Genomic DNA, 16,496 nt, shown 5'->3' with positions numbered 1-16,496 from the left:
AAAAAAATGAAACAAAATCATAACCTAAACAAAAAACCCCAGAAAACCGCCAATCCTGAAAATTAACGTTCTTAATGCAAAATAAAAGCGGGCCTCACAGCCCGCTCCTGGCCCTTCATACGTTGTCGTCTGGCTCTCAGATAACGTCCTCAGTTGGGCCTTCGGACAAAACTCCTTCCCATTTGGCGGACACAGCTGCTGCGTAACCATTCCCCAGCACATTGGTAGCCGTGCGCAGCATGTCGAGGAAATGATCGATCCCCAGAATGAGGGCAATACCCGCTTCAGGCAGACCGAACTGCGGCAGGACGGCAACCAGCGTGACAAGAGATGCCCGCGGCACCCCGGCAATGCCTTTACTGCTCAGCATCATGACAAGCACCATCAACGCCTGCTGGGTCCAAGGCAGATGGATGCCGTAAGCCTGCGCGATAAAGATGGCTCCAAAAGACTGAAACAGAATGGAACCATCCAGATTGAAGCTATAGCCCAAAGGCAGGACGAACCCTGCAATGCGGGATGGCACGCCGAAACTTTCCAGCCGCTCCAGCAGCAATGGGTAAACGGACTCACTACTGGCCGTTGCAAAACCAAGGATAACGGGCTGCACCAACTCCTGAATCAGGACCTTGATCCTGGGGCCTATGACGCAGAAGGTAATAAAGGTCAGCACCATCCAGAGGGTCATGATTGTTCCATAGAACTGGAACAGGAAGCGCCCGAAGTGCATCATCATTTCCGGACCACTATGGGCAAGACTACCCATGATGGAGCCAAAGACGGCAATCGGGGCCAGCACCATGACCATATCGGTCATGCGCAACATGATATGGGCCAGTTCTTCGGACCATGAGAGCATGGTTTTGCCGGCCTTGCCTGCCGCAGGCAAAGACACCCCGAACAGGACCGAAAAAACAACAATCTGAAGAATATCGTTCCGCGACATCGCATCCAGAATACTGGTGGGCACGATATGCAGGACGAAATCGACGGGCTGGAAGGCATGCCGAAGGGAACCGATGTCCGCCGGAAGTGGTGCGGAGAACCCCGCCCCCGGCTGCAAGATGTTGGCGGCCAGCAACCCGATGGTGAGCGAGATAAAGGACATGCCCAAAAACCAGAGGATAACCTTGCCACCAACACGCAAGACCAGCGTATCATCCCCCAGCTTGCCTATGCCGCTGACCAGCGTGGCAAACACAAGCGGCGCGATGACCATACGAATCAATCTGAGGAACAGCCCGGTCAGCAATGTTGACGTCTGCTCAGCCGCACCAATGTAAGCAGGTGCCCAGACATGGATGGACAGCCCGCTTACAATACCCAAAACGAGAGCCACAAGGATGGCGTATGTCCGCCGTCTGGTATTTCCGAACTGCGTGGCAGCTGCCATCGGCGTAATTCCTCTCCCGTTTTGACTGTAAACTTCCGCGACAAAGAGGCTCCTAATAGGAAAGAGTTGTCCGGTCGTCAAAAACCTTGATGCGATACCCCTCCCCCGTTGCCCAGGTTGCCGTTAAAATACGGGTTTGTCACAACGTTTCGGCATTGCCCTTTTGCTCTTTCCATGACATGTCATTTTCTTCACTTTCCAGACGTCTGGCAGTCCTGTTCATGTCCTTTTTTCGCTCCGGTGTTGTTTCCCTTATTGTGGCCTCGACCCTATGTGGTCAGGCCATGGCCAAGACCGCGTGCGATACCGCATCCGATGGGCAGATTGAAATTTCCATGAAGGAAGTTGGCGCAGCCATTGGCTATATGTGGGGGCATGGAACGCTAACATATGGCGGCCAGCGTTACCCCATATCGGTCAAGGGTGGTGGTGCTCTGGCCCTTGGTAGCGCAACGGTTACAGGCTCTGGCTGCGTTAGGAACCTCTCCCGGCTGGTGGATTTTGAAGGCACGTACTGGACCGTTGGCGGAGACGTTGCCATTGGCTCCGGCCCGGCTGGAATTGTGATGGAAAATGCCAAGGGTGTGGATATGTCGTTCTCCGGCAACACCCATGGTGCACATCTTTCTGGCCAGATTTCACGCCTTTATTTCAAGATTGATTCGTTCTGAACTCTTGGCGTTATGCAGCAGTCAACTCGGCTGCAAATACCGGGATTGATACACGCTCTGGGCTCTGACACCTGAGACGATCCGGTCTTCCAGAATAAAAATTATTTTATACACCCCATAGCAAAAAAGGCCTGTGGAAATCTCCACAGGCCTTTTTGGGTACTTATTCAGCGGCAATCCTGCGGAATACCTTAGAACGCCCAAGTTGCATCACAGCTGAACCAGAACATGTTGTTCGTACCATTGTTAACGATCGGGTTAGCAACAGTGCCTGCCTGGTTGAAGGGGTGCGTGCCGTTAAGCGATTTATCCAGACGGACTTCAGGCCGGATAATAAAGCCACCCAGAGCCAGCTTTTTATTAATGAACTCCGGCTTATACGTTACACCAACCGTGAGTTCACCATAAGTTGTCGGCATGGCGCTGTAGTAAGGATACGGCTTGTTGGTCAGATACTGCGTGAAGGAGTTGAAGCTGGAATATTCCGCAATCACCATACCCGAATTATCGCGGAAAATTTCGCCACGGGCATTCAGGGTCAGCCACGGGTGGAAAGCGTATGAGAAGTAAGTGCTGACACCATAAACATCGTCACGCAGGGCATCATCATGCAGATAGGTGCCGTTGACGGAAACTGTCATCTTATCATTCACATGATAAGTTGCCATGAAGTCCCCATTATACTGCATCAGGCTGTTGGCAGGCTTACCCAGACCAGAGCTCAGCCAGCCTTCGGCGGACTGTACCTGACGGCCATTGTTGCCTTGAGGGCCAAAATGGCCGATGGCGTGCATATCCAGCTTGCCATCAAGCAGCTTGTTCCATGCAAAACCAAAATACCCTTTGGGCTTGTTGTTGTTCCCCGAAGCGCCAAAGGTTGTGGAGTTCCCCGCATCTACCCCAAGGATCCAGTCCATATGCTGGGTCAGGTGCATGGTGGCCAGAATACCTACTGTTTCAAACGGTACGATATAGTCGGACGCATAGTTGAAGGTGTAGAACGGACGGGCCTGTGCGGGCGTGCCCTCCGCCCCCATGATCCCGTACATCTGGCCGACCTGAACATCAATCCCGCGCTTGAAAATCCACGGCAGGTGAGCATCAATATGCGCCTGCGTAGGCGCCCACTGGTACAGACCATGCAAGGAGCCAGAACCCATGCCAATGGTCGGGTCAAAGCGTGCATCCGAGCCATACATGGCTTCAAACACAAACCCCAGACCATAGCCTTTGCCAACAGACGTCACCGGATGGGAGATGGAGCCCATAATCTGGTTAAGGGTCGCGGTGTTGGCGCGGTCGGTATAGTACTGCGCAAAGTTGCGGCCCGAACGTGTCCAGGGGTTGCCGGTTACACCCCCTTCAACCGACACATGCGCCTCCAGCCCCTGCCAGTAATTGGGAGCCTGCCCGGCTTTGGGGTGAAAGAGATTGCCCACGGTGGGCTTCATCGCATCATCTTCGCTGCTTACAGCAGCGGGGACTTCCTCACCATCAGAAGGCGTGCCTGCGGCTTTTTCCGCTTCAGGCGGCGCGCTGATGGGCGCGTTAACCACCTGAGCGGAGTTCAGGGACACAGGAGCAACTGTAGTTTCTGCTGCATGGGCATACGACGCAAGCAACGAGCCGCCAGATACACACGCCGCAAGGAGGAAGTGAAATTCCTGAACAAAGTTTTTACGCATCTCAACAATCCCAATCCAAGAAAGAAACTATATCTTGTGGCTACGGCTCATTCTTTTTTGAATTTACTCATGAAGAATACTGTACAAACCAGCATGATAGTTGAATAGATAAAAAATATTTCGATGTTGTAATAAATGACGACAGCGAGGGCGATCAGCGCCGCGACAAGGGCAAAGCCCGGCAGAACGGGGTAAAGTGGGGCCTTGTAGCTACGCACCAGCGTGGGTTCGGTCCGGCGCAGACGGAACAGGCTGATCATGCTGAGCATATACATGGTCAGCGCACCAAAGACGGACATGGTGACCAGTGTGGCGGTCAGTGACTGCCCCTGAATGCTGACCAGATCATCGGAGAAAATAGCGGCAATACCGATGGCACCACCCGCCAGCGTTGCCACATACGGGGTTTTAAAGCGCGGATGCAACCGCCCCAGCACTTCCGGCAGGAACCCTGCACGGGCAAGGGCGAACATCTGGCGTGCATACCCCATGATAATCCCGTGCAAGGAGGCCACAAGCCCAAACAGACCCAGCCAGACCAGCATGTGCAGCCAGCCACTATGCGCGCCTACAACCTGCTTCATGGCCTGGGGCAAGGGATCGTTCAGGTTGGACAGGGTATGCCAGTCACCCACACCACCGGCAAAAATCATGACACCAAAAGCAAGCGTTACAAGGGTAAGAATACCGGCAATATACGCAATGGGAATGGAGCGGCGGGGTTCACGCGCTTCTTCCGCAGCCATGGCGACACCTTCCACGGCCAGAAAAAACCAGATGGCAAAAGGCATGGCTGCAAAAATACCGCCCAATGCCTGCCAGCCAAAATGGGGAGCCCCACCCCAGCCGTCTGCCAGAAAATGGTCCCATGTAAAGGCAGGTGCCACAACACCCATAAACACCAGCAGCTCAACAATGGCAGCAATGGTAATAAACAGCTCAAAGGTTGCTGCAATATGCACGCCTACGATGTTGAGCGTCATGAACACCAGATACGCACCCAGAGCTGCCACCTTGGGAGAAAGCCCGGGAAACTGCACGTTCAGGTAAGCGCCAATAGCCAGCGCAATGGCTGGTGGCGCAAAAATGAACTCGATCAGGGTTGCAAGGCCGGCAATAAGCCCGCCCCAACGGCCCAGTGCCCGAAAGCTGTAGGCAAAAGGACCACCTGCATGCGGGATAGAGCACGTCAGTTCTGTAAAACTGAAGATAAAGGCCGTGTACATCAAAGCCACAAAAACGGTGGCCACCAAAAAACCGAGCGTTCCGGCGGTTCCCCACCCGTAACTCCAGCCAAAATACTCGCCAGAAATGACAAGTCCAACGGCAATCCCCCACAAATGGAAGGCACCGAGAGACTGGCTGAGCTTGGTCCCGCTGCTCTCACTCATGCGTCTGTGTCCTTATCATGTAAAGATAGTGTGTTGCTGCCTGCCAGCTGGTCCGGGGCAGCGTCTTTCAAACCGACACCTGTCAGGCCAAGCCGTCTGGCCTCCTGCATCAGCCATGCCAGCTTGCTTGCGCCAGCAGGTATCGTCATGCCGTGTGCATGGATGTTGGACAGGCAGTTCCGTGAGGAATCCGGGCACCCCACATACGGTGCGTATGTCAGGTAAATGCCAAGGCTGTCCGCAACGCTCAGGCCGGGGCGCTCGCCAATCATCATGACGACCATGCTGGCCCCCATGGCCTGTGCAATCTCATCCCCCAAAGCAACGCGGCTTTGCGTTGCAATCACCAAAGGAGCAATCCGCCACCCGTGCAAAAGAGGCTGCATGGCCTGAAAAACAGGTATGGCGTTTGTCTGGGTCGCGATGGAGGAAAGACCATCCGCTGCTACAAAAACAACGTCCCACGCCTCTTTGCGCAGCATATGCAAAGAGTTTCCCGAAAGCCTGCGGCCCAGATCCGGACGGCGCAGGTAAGTGGCGCGGTCCATGGCCCGGCTTTGCACATGCAGGCAGGGAGCGCCACGTAACTGCTGCTCCATGGCCTGCACGTTCAGCGGTGCATGTACGGCATCGCGCGCCTGAGCGTGAGCGGCCTGAAAAGCCAGAACGTCCGTTGTACGCTGTGCATTGCCACTACGGCCCAGACCAATGCGCGCACGGGTAAGGCCCCGCAGGGGCTGCCACGCATCTGCTACCGCACCGGGCTGGGTCTGGGGTTTGCCGTATTCCGTCATGCTGCACCCACCAGCCTGGCCAGTTGCGTCTGCCCGAGTTCCAGCGGGCGCATGTGGTTGGTCAGGCTGTCATACAGCCCCATACGCTCCAGCCATGCGGCAAATTCGGGGGCCGGGCGTGCGCCAAGCATGTTCCGCAGGGTCAGAATATCGTGGAAGGACAGGCTCTGGTAATTGAGCATGATGTCATCCGCGCCGGGCACCCCGATCAGGAAGGTAATGCCCGCCACGCCCAGCAGGGTCATCAGGTTGTCCATATCGTCCTGATCAACTTCGGCGTGGTTTGTGTAGCAGGCGTCACACCCCATGGGCACACCCATAAGCTTGGCGCAAAAATGGTCTTCCAGCCCTGCGCGTATGACCTGTTTGCCGTCATACAGATATTCGGGGCCAATAAAGCCGACCACCGTGTTCACCAGCAAGGGATTGAACGCCCGCGCCACGGCATAGGCCCGGGCCTCTACCGTCTGCTGGTCAATGCCGTGATGTGCCCCTGCGGACAGGGCCGCCCCCTGCCCGGTTTCAAAATACATGACATTCTGCCCGACAGTGCCACGGCCGAGTGCCAGCGCCGCATCATACGCCTCCTGCAGAATGGCAAGGTTGACCCCAAACCCCTCATTCGCTTTTTGCGTGCCCGCCACGGACTGGAACACAAGGTCCACCGCGCCGCCACGGTTCATGATTTCCAGCGTATTGGTAACGTGGGTCAGCACGCAGGTCTGGGTTGGAATGTCATAAAGCTGGCGGGCCTGATCGAGCATATCCAGCAGGGCCAGACCATTGGCCACACTATCGGTTGCCGGGTTAATGCCAATAACGGCATCCCCCATGCCGTAAAGCAGGCCATCCAGCGTAGAGGCCGCAATGCCTTTGAGGTCATCTGTCGGATGGTTCGGCTGCAGGCGTGAGGACAGGCAACCGGGCAGGCCGATTGTATTGCGGAAGCTGGTAATGACCCGGATTTTGCGCGCAACGCTTATCAGGTCCTGGTTCCGCATGAGCTTGCTTACAGCGGCAGCCATTTCTGGTGTAATGCCCGGCGCAATCCGTGCAAGGGCTGCCGTATCCGCCTCGTGCGAGAGCAGCCAGTCACGGAACTCTCCCACCGTCATATGCGCTATGAGTGCAAAGGCTTTATGATCATGGGTATCCACGATCAGGCGTGTCACTTCGTCTTCTTCGTACGGAACAAGTGCGGTCTGGATAAAACTGCGCAACGGAACATCGGCCAAGGCATAACGGGCGGCCATTCTCTGGGCATCGGACTGGGCAGCCAAACCGGCCAACTGGTCCCCCGAGCGCACGGATGAGGCAACCGCCAGAAGGGTTTTGAGATCGGGGAAGTGGTAAGTCTCCCCCCCCAGTCCATGACGATATCCCATTAAGGCCAGCCTCCTGCCCCAGCACAATCCCGCTGCAAGGGGCCGGAGCGGGGCACCTCGCAGTTTAGTTCGATACCGTTACAATAGCAGCATCACCCGCTTGAGACTTGACTGGAGGGAACAATTTATTGATCATTCAAAACAAACTGCACCCTTACATAGACGTATCCTGCCATGTCTGACCCGATGCAAAGCCCGACATCTGGTGTGCTGGCCGCCGCCGCAACCGGTGTTGAAGACTTCATTACCTCCCGCGGGGGGGATATTGACCGGATTGCCGGGCGTTCGGGCCTGTCTACCGGCCAGTTCGCCCTGCCCACAGACATGCTGGACCTAACGGCATACTGCCGCCTGTTTGAAGAAGCCGCGCGTGAGACACAGGATGGCAATCTGGGCCTCTGGTTCGGGCAGCAGTTCCAGCCGGAAATGCTGGGCCTTGTAGGGTATATTGCGCTCCTGTCCGCCACGGCAGAGGATGCCGTGCGCAATCTGGCCAGCCATTTTGGCTACCACCAGTGCAACACACACACGCAACTGATCGAGCAGGAAAACGGGCTACTCCGGCTGGAATACGCTATTCAGGACCCCAGCATTACCCAACGCAGGCATGATGCCGAGCTGACCATGGGCATGTTCTGCAATGTGCTCCGCCACGCCATGGGGGAGGACTGGGTGCCCGAAGCCGTTCTGTTTGAACACCACCAACCCGAACAGGCCCACGAACACAGGGATGCGTTTCAGGCAGATATTCGCTTTGGCCATGTGACAAATGCCCTGCTGTTCCGCAAGGCCGGGCTGGAACGCCCCATGCCCAAGGCCAACGCAAACATGCTCGAAATCATGCGGGCATCGCTGATTTCCCTCTCCCGCAACCACCACAGCAACGGGCAGAGTGCCTCGGTCCCATCGCTCAAGGAGCAGATTGCCTCCATGATCCGCGCAGGGCTGACCGAGCGCTGCTGCACACTCTCGGACATTGCCCAGCGCATGAACATGCCAGCATGGACGCTGCAACGCAGGCTGGCCCAGTTCAACCTGTCCTTCGGAACATTGCTTGAAGAAGTCCGCTACGCCGAAGCCTGCCGCCAGCTTGGGCAGGCTGGCCCGGATATGGGGGAAATCGCCCTCGCCCTTGGCTATACCGAGACAAGCGCTTTCAGCCGGGCATTCCGCAAATGGAGTGGCCTTTCCCCCCGTGCATGGCGCGAACAGCAGTTGATAAAAGCCACCCTGCTCAACGCGGGCTAGGCAGCTTTATACCTGCCCTGCTCCGCCCCTGCCCCATTCATATTTGCATCCTCCCCGCATAATATGAGACACGGACAGGGCATGAAGCAGAGCGCCCCTCCCCTCCGCCGTGGCTGGACCACGGGCAGTTGCGCAACGGCTGCGGCCAAAGCCGCATGGCTGGTGCTGCTGGGGCATGAACCCCCTGCCAGCGTAACCATTACCCTGCCATCGGGGCAGGACGTTGCTTTCAGCCTATGCCAGTATGGCGGCACGCCCGACGCGCCCTGCGCTGCCGTAATAAAAGACGCAGGGGATGACCCCGATATTACACATGGCGCCATGATCCGCTGCACGGTGCGTGCTCTGGCTACCGGGGCGGGTGTTGTGTTCAAGGCCGGGCCGGGTGTTGGCACCATTACGCGCCCCGGCCTGCCGCTGCCACCGGGTGAACCCGCGATTAACCCCGTCCCCCGCGCCATGATCCGCACAGCCCTGACACAGGCCAATAACGGCACACTTCCGGACGCGGAAGTTACAATCAGCATTGATCACGGGCAGGAACTGGCAAAACGCACACTCAATGCACGGCTGGGTATTGTGGGGGGGCTGTCCGTTCTGGGCACAACGGGCATTGTCATGCCGTTTTCATGCTCGGCATGGATACAGAGCATTCACCGCGGGATTGATGTAGCACGGGCGGAAAACCTGCCCCATGTGCTGGGTGCTACGGGCAATGTGTCGGAAAAAGCAGGGCAGGCCCTGTACGGCCTACCGGATATGGCCCTGATTGAAATGGGGGATTTTGCGGGCGGGCTGCTCAAATATATCCGCCACCACCCTGTCCTCCGCCTGAGCCTTGCTGGCGGCATTGCCAAGATGACCAAACTTGGTCAGGGCTGTCTGGACCTGCATTCCAGCCGCAGCCGGGCAGACATGCCCGCACTGGCACAACTGGCCGCACAACATGGTGCGCCAGACACCTTGCCAGAGCTGATCCGCGCCAGCCCCACGGTGGCGGAGGCTTTTCTGCTGGCCCGCAGTCACAACTTCCCCTTGGGTGAGGTCATTGCACATGCGGCCTGGGCCGTGGCCCACAAAACCCTCAGCCCGGCCCCTGTGCTCCTGAATATTCTGGTATTTGACCGCTCGGGCACACTGGTCGGCAAGGCTGATGGGCCTTTTACCCCTTAGCTGCGGAACCGGCGGCGGTAATCGGGGTCATACAGAGCACTCTCCCGCCCGGCAATGCCAGCAAGGGCTGGGCCAACCAGCACGAGTGCCGTGCGCTCGATCGGGTTCTGTTCGAGTTCTTTTTCAATGCTTTCCAACGTGCCATGCAGCACAATCTGGTCGGGCCAGGATGCACGGGCAACAATGGCCACAGGGCATTGCGGGCCGTAAAACGGCGTTAACTCGGCAACAATACGCCCCAAGGCATGCACGGCAAGGTGTATGGCCAGCGTGGCCCCCGTTGCGGCAAAGGATTCCAGTTTTTCACGCTCGGGCATGGCCGAGGCGCGGCCATTAACACGGGTCAGCACAAGGCTTTGCGCCACACCCGGTACAGTCAGCTCCCGGCCCAGAACAGATGCCGCAGCCGCAAACGCAGGCACACCCGGGGTCATGGTCCATGGGATTGCATTGCGCTCCAGCCTGCGGATCTGCTCGGCCACCGCGCTGTAAATGGACAGATCACCCGAATGCAGGCGCGCAACATCCTGCCCCGCCTTATGGGCGCGCACATATTCGGCCTCAATTTCGTCCAGAGACATGGGAGCCGTATCCACCAGCCGGGCATTGTCGGGGCAATACTGGAGCATATCAGGCGGCACAATGGACCCGGCGTAAAGGCAGACCGGGCAGGATGCCAGAATATCCCGCCCCCGAATGGTCAACAGGTCCGCAGCCCCCGGGCCAGCCCCAATAAAATGAACAGTCACTTTCTATCTCCTTCTGCCACCGCGCAGGTTACACCACACAATACCTGACGGGTCAGGCACAACCGCGCTCCATCCCCCGCACCGGCAAGAGCACATGCCTCCGCAACAGATGCAACCCCCACATGCCGCATAACCGTGGAGGACGCCGTATGGCAGGCAGCCTGCACCTGCTGGAGTTGTGTGCGTGTAATCCACAACACCCCAGCTCCCCACCTGTGCGCAACACTCTGGGGCAGGGTATCCGCGTTTTTAAAATCTGGGACCGCAATATAATCAGGCACGCTGGCCCCAAGCATGTGCAGGCTTTGCGCAACCAGTTCCAGCGCATGGTCCACCTGTGCGGCACTCTGCCAGCCCATGCCCACCACGATCATGCGCTATGGGGCTTGCTGGCCACCCATTGGGTGACGGTCATGGCGGGCCGAAAAGCATGGAAGCCCCCTACCCCGTCCAGCCGTGCGACAGAAAGGCGGGTAAGCCGCCCCCCCCACTCCTGCATGGCCTGCACAAGGCGGGCTTCTGTTTCCACCACCACGGCATTGACCACCATGCGCCCACCCGGGCGCAGCGCCGCCCAAGCCCGCTCCAACACACCCGTCCTGCTGGCACCGCCCCCCACAAACACGGCATCCGGCGTGTCCAGCCCACCAAGACCATCCGGGGCGCGGGCCTGCACCACATGCAGGTCGGGCACCCCCAGTGCCCGTGCATTGCGGGCAATGCGGGCAGCACGCTCTGGCACACTTTCAAGCGTTATGGCGCGGCACCCTTGAGCTGCCAGCATCCATTCGATGGAAACAGAGCCCGCACCCCCTCCAATATCCCACAGCAGTTCCCCTGCACGCGGGGCTAGGGCAGAAAGGGTTACAGCCCTTATTTCCTGCCGTGTTAGCTGCCCATCATGCTCAAAACAGGTATCGGGCAGGCCGCTGCACCGGGGCAGGCAGGCCTCTGTAACCTCTGCGGGCACATCCAGCGCCAGCAGGTTAAGGCTGGCAACATCATCTGGCGGGCCATCTTTGGCCACAAAGCTACGGCACCGCTCGTTAGGTCCGCCGAGTGCTTCCATAACGGAGCAGCGGACAGTCCCCAGCCCCAGTTCCACCAACCACTTAGCCAGTTCGCCCGGTGTTTGCGCATCGGCGGAAAGGACAATCAAACGCGCCCGCGGCTGCAAAAATGGCCGTAATCGCGCCATAGGCCTACCGCAGACAGAGACAACATGGCACTGCTCCTGCGCCCAGCCAAGCCGCGCACAGGCCAGCGCCACGGATGATGGAGCAGGCAGACAAAGCATTTCCCCCGCCTCCAGACTGCGGGCCAGCACACCACCCACCCCGTAAAAAAACGGATCGCCCGAGGCCAGTACAACAACAGAGTGCCCACGCAAGGCCAGAACCTGCTGCACCCCGGCACTAAAGGGAGTAGGCCATGCCACACACCGCCCTCGTGGCAGAGGGGCCACCAACCCCAAATGACGCGCACCGCCAAAAACATACTCGGCTTGCGCTATCAGGATTCTGGCCGTGCTGCTTAGCCCGTCCAGACCGTTTTCTCCCACCCCGATCACACTCAGCCACGGCGTGGCCTCAGGGTTATGCGGTTCTGGCATTGCTTACCCCTTCCAACATACAGCGCACCAAGCCTACCCATGCTTGCCCATGCCTGTAGCAAGCGGATATAGATCGGCTGCTATCATTCGACGCCAAGGTTTGTGTATGCTTCCAGCGCCCCCCACCCCCTGCACCAACACAGGGAACACCATGCCGCCCAGCCTGCGTGTGCTGGTGCTGGGGGGCACAACGGAAGCCAGTAGCCTGTGCCGCATGCTGGGCACAACATGGCCAGCATGCCATGCCGTGCTCTCCCTTGCCGGAGCAACCAGCCAGCCACACCTGCCCGATATGAGCACTCGCATCGGGGGCTTTGGCGGCGTAGCGGGGCTGACCAACTGGCTGCGTGAGCATGCCATAGATGCCGTTGTGGATGCGACCCACCCATTTGCCGCGCAAATGAGCCAGCATGCCGCCATGGCCTGCGCCGCCACACAACGGCCTCTCCTGCGGCTGGAACGACCGGGCTGGACCGCCACCCCGCAGGACACGTGGTTTATGGTGCCCAGTATTGCCGAAGCCGCCAGCGCACTTGCCCGGTCCAGCAGATGGAGTGCCAAATCGCAGTCCGTGTTCCTGACGACCGGACGCAAGGAAACCCGGCCTTTTCTGGCAGCTCCCCAGCACCACTATCTGTTCCGTTCCATTGAACCGCCCCACCCGGCTGACCTGCCCCCACAGACCAGTGTGATCTGTGCACGCGGGCCGTTTGATCTGGAGGCCGAACTTAAACTCATGCGTGAACACCAGATTACCGTGCTGGTCACCAAAAACTCCGGTGGCACTGCAACCCATGCCAAGCTCGAATCTGCGCGCATACTGGGTGTACCTGTGCTGATGGTCTCCCGCCCTCCTGCGCAGGATACCCCGCATGCCAAAGACGCGGCGGCTGCTCTGGCCTGGTTGCATCAATGTGCTGCTTCAACCTTGCGCGCTGTATAAAGCCATGGTTCCTGCCCGTTTGGGCGGCTGACAAGCCGTGTTGCAGGGCAGCCGATCAGCACCAGTGTGCTCATATCTGCCCAATCTGCATTGGCCTGCGCAATGGTGGACAGGCGAACGGCCTCATCAGGCCGCCCGATGGCACGGGCAAATGCAACGGGTTCATCCCCCCCCATGCTTTGCCGCAGGTGTTCAAACGCGGCCCCAAGCTGCCACGGCCGCGCATGCGAGCGCGGGTTGTACAGCGCAATAACAAACCCCGCCTGAGCCGCCAGACGCAAACGCTCCAGCACAACCGGCCACGGCTTGAGGTTATCGGAAAGGGAAATAACGCAAAAATCCCCCCCCAGCGGTGCCCCAAGCCGGGCGGCCGCAGCCAGCACGGCACTCACACCGGGAATGACCTGAATAGGGAGGCTACGCCAAATGGCGGGACCATTTTCCACCGCTTCGAACACAGCACTTGCCATGCCGAACACCCCGGCATCCCCGCCTGAAACCACAGCCACATGCCGCCCGCTCAGGGCCATTTCCAGCGCGTGCCGGGCGCGGGAGATTTCCTCCCGGTTGTCTGAAATATGGCGCACAACCTCTGGCCCTGCCCCCACCCGTTTGACGTAGGGGGCGTAGCCGATCAAATCCGTTGCGCGGGCCAGAGCATGGCGTGCCTGCGGGGTCAACTGCTCCGGATTACCGGGGCCAAGCCCCACAATGACCAGAGAACCACCGCTCATCGTACACGCTTCCTTCCGGGCAGGAGCACAAGGGAAAAATACGGCGCTTTGCCATCCTGCTCCGCCATGGGGGCAATCACCTGCGCGCCTTGCGTACCGCGCTCCACATACACGGCTTCGTCCATACGTCCGCTACGGGTTATGGCCTGACGGACATGGGGCATATTCCGCCCGATCTTCATGATCACGGCGGCATCAGCACGCTCCAGCCAGTCTGCCAGTTCGGCCTCGGGCAAGGTTGCGGGCAACACGCACAGCACATCATCCCCATGGGTCATGGGGGCATGAGCCTGAGCCCAGCAGCCGTTCATGGCCATAATGCCGGGCACGACCTGCGTCTGGCAGCGTGTTTGCAGCCGGTCAAACACATACATGGCCGAGCCATACAAAAACGGGTCGCCCTCACACAGGAGCGTAACATCGTTACCAGTTGCCAGTTCTTCAGCCAGCCGTTCAGCACTCTGGTCATAAAAGGCGGACATATTCTGGTGGTATGCCGGATCGTTGACTGAAACCTCGGTTGTAAACGGGTAAATCAGCCGCATTTCCCGCGTGGCAGGGCCAATATGGGCCTGTGCAATGGTCCGTGCCTGACTGGGGTGTTTTTCGCGGCAGAAATACGCAACCACCGGAGCAGACCCAATCAAACGTGCGGCGCGCAGGGTTATCAGTTCCGGGTCACCCGGCCCTACGCCAACAATGCTGAGTGTGCCCGCCATTATTCAACCTCGCAGGCAAGGGCGTTAAGGGCGGCCGCAGCCATGGCGCTCCCCCCAAGCCGACCGTGCACGACCAGCCATGGCACGTCATGCCTTTTGGTCAGCGCTTCCTTGGATTCAGCCGCCCCGACAAAGCCCACCGGCACACCCAGCACCGCGGCAGGCCGGGGGGCGCCAGCATCCAGCATTTCCAGCAGGTGGAACAGGGCGGTAGGGGCATTGCCTATGGCCACAACGGCCCCAGCGAGTTTGTCCCCCCAAAAATCCAGCGCGGCGGCGGAGCGGGTATTGCCAATGGCCAAGGCCTGCGGCGGTGTGCGCGGGTCACGCAATGTGCAGATTACCTCATTATCAGCTGGCAGGCGGGTGCGGGTTACCCCCCTTGCCACCATTTCCGCATCGCACAGAATGGCACAGCCATCACGCAAAGCCTGCCGGGCGCGCGGCACAAGATCCGCGCTCATGGCAACCGATTGCGCCACATCCACCATGCCGCAGGCGTGAATGATGCGTACAACTACGGTGGCCTGTTCCGGCGTAAAGGCGCTTAGGTCCGCCTCTGCCCGAATGGTTGCAAAAGAACGCTGGTAGATGGCCGCCCCATCCCGAATATACTCATAGGCCGGCATCCACCGCTCCTTCCTTTTTGAATGACTCAAATGCTGTATAAACAGCCTGTTCGCCTACGAACAGGCTTTCCACATCCCCCGAAGCCGAACCATTGCGCACCAGTCCGTAACCCTGATCACCCGCCACCAGAGTATAATCGGCAGAACCCGGGTGAGCGCACCCTTTGCGGCAGCCCGAAACATGCAGGCTGGCCCCTGCTGGCAGCAGCGGAGCCAGATTACGCGCCAGATTTTCCGTCTCCCCGGCAGCCTGCGCACAAGCACTGGCCCCGCTACAGGCCCAGATACGCAAGAGGGGGGAATGGGGGTCTGTGACCATACCGGCCACAACAGGCGCCTGCTCCATACCGCCCAGCACCAGAGTATGCCACGGGGTCAGGCGCAAAATGCCATCCCCCTGCGTTGCGGCAACAGTTGCGCAGTCATGCAGCATGGTCGCAGTCATGCACCCCATAGGGGCAGACAGCGCAAACAATCCGTGCCCCAGTGGCCCTACACGGCCACAGCAAACCTCGGCCTGCGTAGGTTTGGGTGCCAGCACCTGCCCTGCCAGCCCCAGAATCTGGAACAGCACCTGCCCCACAGCCCGGTCCCGCTGGGGGCGCACGCTTTGGTGCGATGTTACAAAAGCACGTGCCAAAGCAACGGCCTGCCCAACTGCGAGCCTATAAGTAGTGGGAGCGGCACACATGGCGCCGCACACAACGGACCACAGCCCCTCTTCCGTGGCGCGCAGGGTAATATCTGCCTGCAACAGCCCAGCGGGGTATAGCCCACCACCATCCACCGCAAAACCGAATTTGCCCGGCAGGGCCGTTAGCTCTTCCGCACCGATCAGCGCAGTACGCAGGGACTCCGCACAGGCCACGGTCTGTGCCGCACAGCTCGGGTCATCCCCCGCCAGGGGGGAAACAAGCATGGCCTGACGCCGCTCCATACCCGCATCGGACAGACCAAGCCCCGCAGCCACCGCAATTTCAGGGAACCGGCGCGCAGCATCGGCCCCAAACCCACGGAGTTGCAGGCTGGCCCTATTGGTTAGCCCTATACGGCCATTCCCCTGCCTTTGGGCCACATCCGCCAGCAAAAATGCCTGAGCAGCTTCCAGCCGCCCCAGCGTAGGCCGCACACGCACAAGCCAGCCATCCGCTGCCTCCATGGGTGCGAAAAGACCTGGGCACCACCCTTTGACTTCCGGTTGAGCAAAACCGCCATACACCCCGGTTACTCCCGTCTGATCGGCCACCTGAGCGCCTGAACCGAGAAGATCGCTCCCCGCCATGCCGGCACGCGGCGTCCTGTAAAAACGACAAGGGCTATGGCACCACACCCGCCCCCATGGTGGAACAGAGCCATCCAGCCAGAACGCC

16 protein-coding genes are annotated in these 16,496 nt (G+C 59.2%); 4 read left to right on the top strand and 12 right to left on the bottom strand.

Annotated features, from left to right (window positions below; translation table 11 throughout):
• Nucleotides 1-136 precede the first annotated feature (136 nt).
• Entirely contained in the window at nucleotides 137-1,393 is a 1,257-nt protein-coding gene (locus tag GOB83_RS10440; protein WP_086646489.1) for a dicarboxylate/amino acid:cation symporter, read from the bottom strand.
• 179 nt (nucleotides 1,394-1,572) lie between these two features.
• On the opposite strand from GOB83_RS10440, the gene GOB83_RS10435 reads away from it, so the two are divergent.
• On the top strand, nucleotides 1,573-2,064 hold the full coding sequence (locus GOB83_RS10435) for a hypothetical protein (protein ID WP_143221903.1): 492 nt from the start codon (nucleotides 1,573-1,575) through the stop codon (nucleotides 2,062-2,064).
• A gap of 191 nt (nucleotides 2,065-2,255) precedes the next feature.
• On the opposite strand, the gene GOB83_RS10430 is transcribed toward GOB83_RS10435, so the two are convergent.
• Genes GOB83_RS10430 through GOB83_RS10415 form a run of 4 tightly spaced genes read right to left on the bottom strand, consistent with a single transcriptional unit; the run spans nucleotide 2,256 to nucleotide 7,319 of the window.
• Nucleotides 2,256-3,749 (bottom strand): outer membrane beta-barrel protein, encoded by a 1,494-nt coding sequence (locus tag GOB83_RS10430; protein ID WP_165926003.1) that lies wholly within the window; start codon nucleotides 3,747-3,749, stop codon nucleotides 2,256-2,258.
• 47 nt (nucleotides 3,750-3,796) lie between these two features.
• Nucleotides 3,797-5,140, bottom strand: a complete 1,344-nt coding sequence (gene eat, locus GOB83_RS10425; protein ID WP_095349837.1) for an ethanolamine permease — start codon at nucleotides 5,138-5,140, stop codon at nucleotides 3,797-3,799.
• The gene (eutC, locus tag GOB83_RS10420) at nucleotides 5,137-5,934 is read right to left on the bottom strand and encodes an ethanolamine ammonia-lyase subunit EutC (RefSeq protein WP_165926002.1); all 798 of its coding nucleotides are present in this window, start codon (nucleotides 5,932-5,934) and stop codon (nucleotides 5,137-5,139) included. Before eutC ends, eat begins: the two co-directional genes overlap by 4 nt.
• Nucleotides 5,931-7,319 (bottom strand): ethanolamine ammonia-lyase subunit EutB, encoded by a 1,389-nt coding sequence (locus tag GOB83_RS10415; RefSeq protein WP_165926001.1) that lies wholly within the window; start codon nucleotides 7,317-7,319, stop codon nucleotides 5,931-5,933. The genes eutC and GOB83_RS10415 overlap by 4 nt, the downstream gene beginning before the upstream one ends.
• 174 nt (nucleotides 7,320-7,493) lie before the next feature.
• Here GOB83_RS10415 and qhpR point away from each other — a divergent pair, with 174 nt between their 5' ends.
• On the top strand, nucleotides 7,494-8,567 hold the full coding sequence (gene qhpR, locus GOB83_RS10410; RefSeq protein WP_165926000.1) for an AraC-like transcriptional regulator QhpR: 1,074 nt from the start codon (nucleotides 7,494-7,496) through the stop codon (nucleotides 8,565-8,567).
• 81 nt (nucleotides 8,568-8,648) lie between these two features.
• Nucleotides 8,649-9,740, top strand: coding sequence for a cobalt-precorrin-5B (C(1))-methyltransferase (locus GOB83_RS10405; protein WP_165925999.1), 1,092 nt, complete (start codon nucleotides 8,649-8,651; stop codon nucleotides 9,738-9,740).
• Here the strand turns inward: GOB83_RS10405 and cobM are convergent.
• From cobM to cbiE, 3 genes are read right to left on the bottom strand one after another with little or no spacing between them, the layout of a single operon-like run.
• Nucleotides 9,737-10,489, bottom strand: a complete 753-nt coding sequence (cobM, locus tag GOB83_RS10400) for a precorrin-4 C(11)-methyltransferase (RefSeq protein ID WP_095349833.1) — start codon at nucleotides 10,487-10,489, stop codon at nucleotides 9,737-9,739. The genes GOB83_RS10405 and cobM overlap by 4 nt on opposite strands.
• Nucleotides 10,486-10,863: a cobalamin biosynthesis protein gene (locus GOB83_RS10395; RefSeq protein WP_165925998.1), complete on the bottom strand. Its 378-nt coding sequence runs from the start codon at nucleotides 10,861-10,863 to the stop codon at nucleotides 10,486-10,488. Before GOB83_RS10395 ends, cobM begins: the two co-directional genes overlap by 4 nt.
• Nucleotides 10,860-12,101, bottom strand: a complete 1,242-nt coding sequence (gene cbiE, locus GOB83_RS10390) for a precorrin-6y C5,15-methyltransferase (decarboxylating) subunit CbiE (protein ID WP_165925997.1) — start codon at nucleotides 12,099-12,101, stop codon at nucleotides 10,860-10,862. Before cbiE ends, GOB83_RS10395 begins: the two co-directional genes overlap by 4 nt.
• A 106-nt stretch (nucleotides 12,102-12,207) precedes the next feature.
• On the opposite strand from cbiE, the gene GOB83_RS10385 reads away from it, so the two are divergent.
• Entirely contained in the window at nucleotides 12,208-13,044 is an 837-nt protein-coding gene (locus GOB83_RS10385; RefSeq protein WP_242005821.1) for a cobalt-precorrin-6A reductase, read from the top strand.
• On the opposite strand, the gene cobJ is transcribed toward GOB83_RS10385, so the two are convergent.
• The 4 genes from cobJ to cobG are packed head-to-tail and all read right to left on the bottom strand — an operon-like array spanning nucleotide 13,011 to nucleotide 16,408.
• Nucleotides 13,011-13,778, bottom strand: a complete 768-nt coding sequence (gene cobJ, locus GOB83_RS10380) for a precorrin-3B C(17)-methyltransferase (protein WP_165925996.1) — start codon at nucleotides 13,776-13,778, stop codon at nucleotides 13,011-13,013. The genes GOB83_RS10385 and cobJ overlap by 34 nt on opposite strands.
• On the bottom strand, nucleotides 13,775-14,500 hold the full coding sequence (locus GOB83_RS10375; RefSeq protein ID WP_165926007.1) for a precorrin-2 C(20)-methyltransferase: 726 nt from the start codon (nucleotides 14,498-14,500) through the stop codon (nucleotides 13,775-13,777). The genes cobJ and GOB83_RS10375 overlap by 4 nt, the downstream gene beginning before the upstream one ends.
• Complete coding sequence (locus GOB83_RS10370) at nucleotides 14,497-15,126, bottom strand: precorrin-8X methylmutase (protein WP_165925995.1); 630 nt, start codon at nucleotides 15,124-15,126, stop codon at nucleotides 14,497-14,499. Before GOB83_RS10370 ends, GOB83_RS10375 begins: the two co-directional genes overlap by 4 nt.
• The gene (gene cobG / locus GOB83_RS10365; protein ID WP_165925994.1) at nucleotides 15,113-16,408 is read right to left on the bottom strand and encodes a precorrin-3B synthase; all 1,296 of its coding nucleotides are present in this window, start codon (nucleotides 16,406-16,408) and stop codon (nucleotides 15,113-15,115) included. The genes GOB83_RS10370 and cobG overlap by 14 nt, the downstream gene beginning before the upstream one ends.
• Nucleotides 16,409-16,496: the final 88 nt, after the last annotated feature.

This window comes from Acetobacter fabarum, from assembly GCF_011516925.1.
GTDB classification, from domain to species: Bacteria; Pseudomonadota; Alphaproteobacteria; order Acetobacterales; family Acetobacteraceae; genus Acetobacter; species Acetobacter fabarum.
Note: the sequence above shows the minus strand (reverse complement) of the source record. Positions and strands in the feature narration are given on the sequence as shown.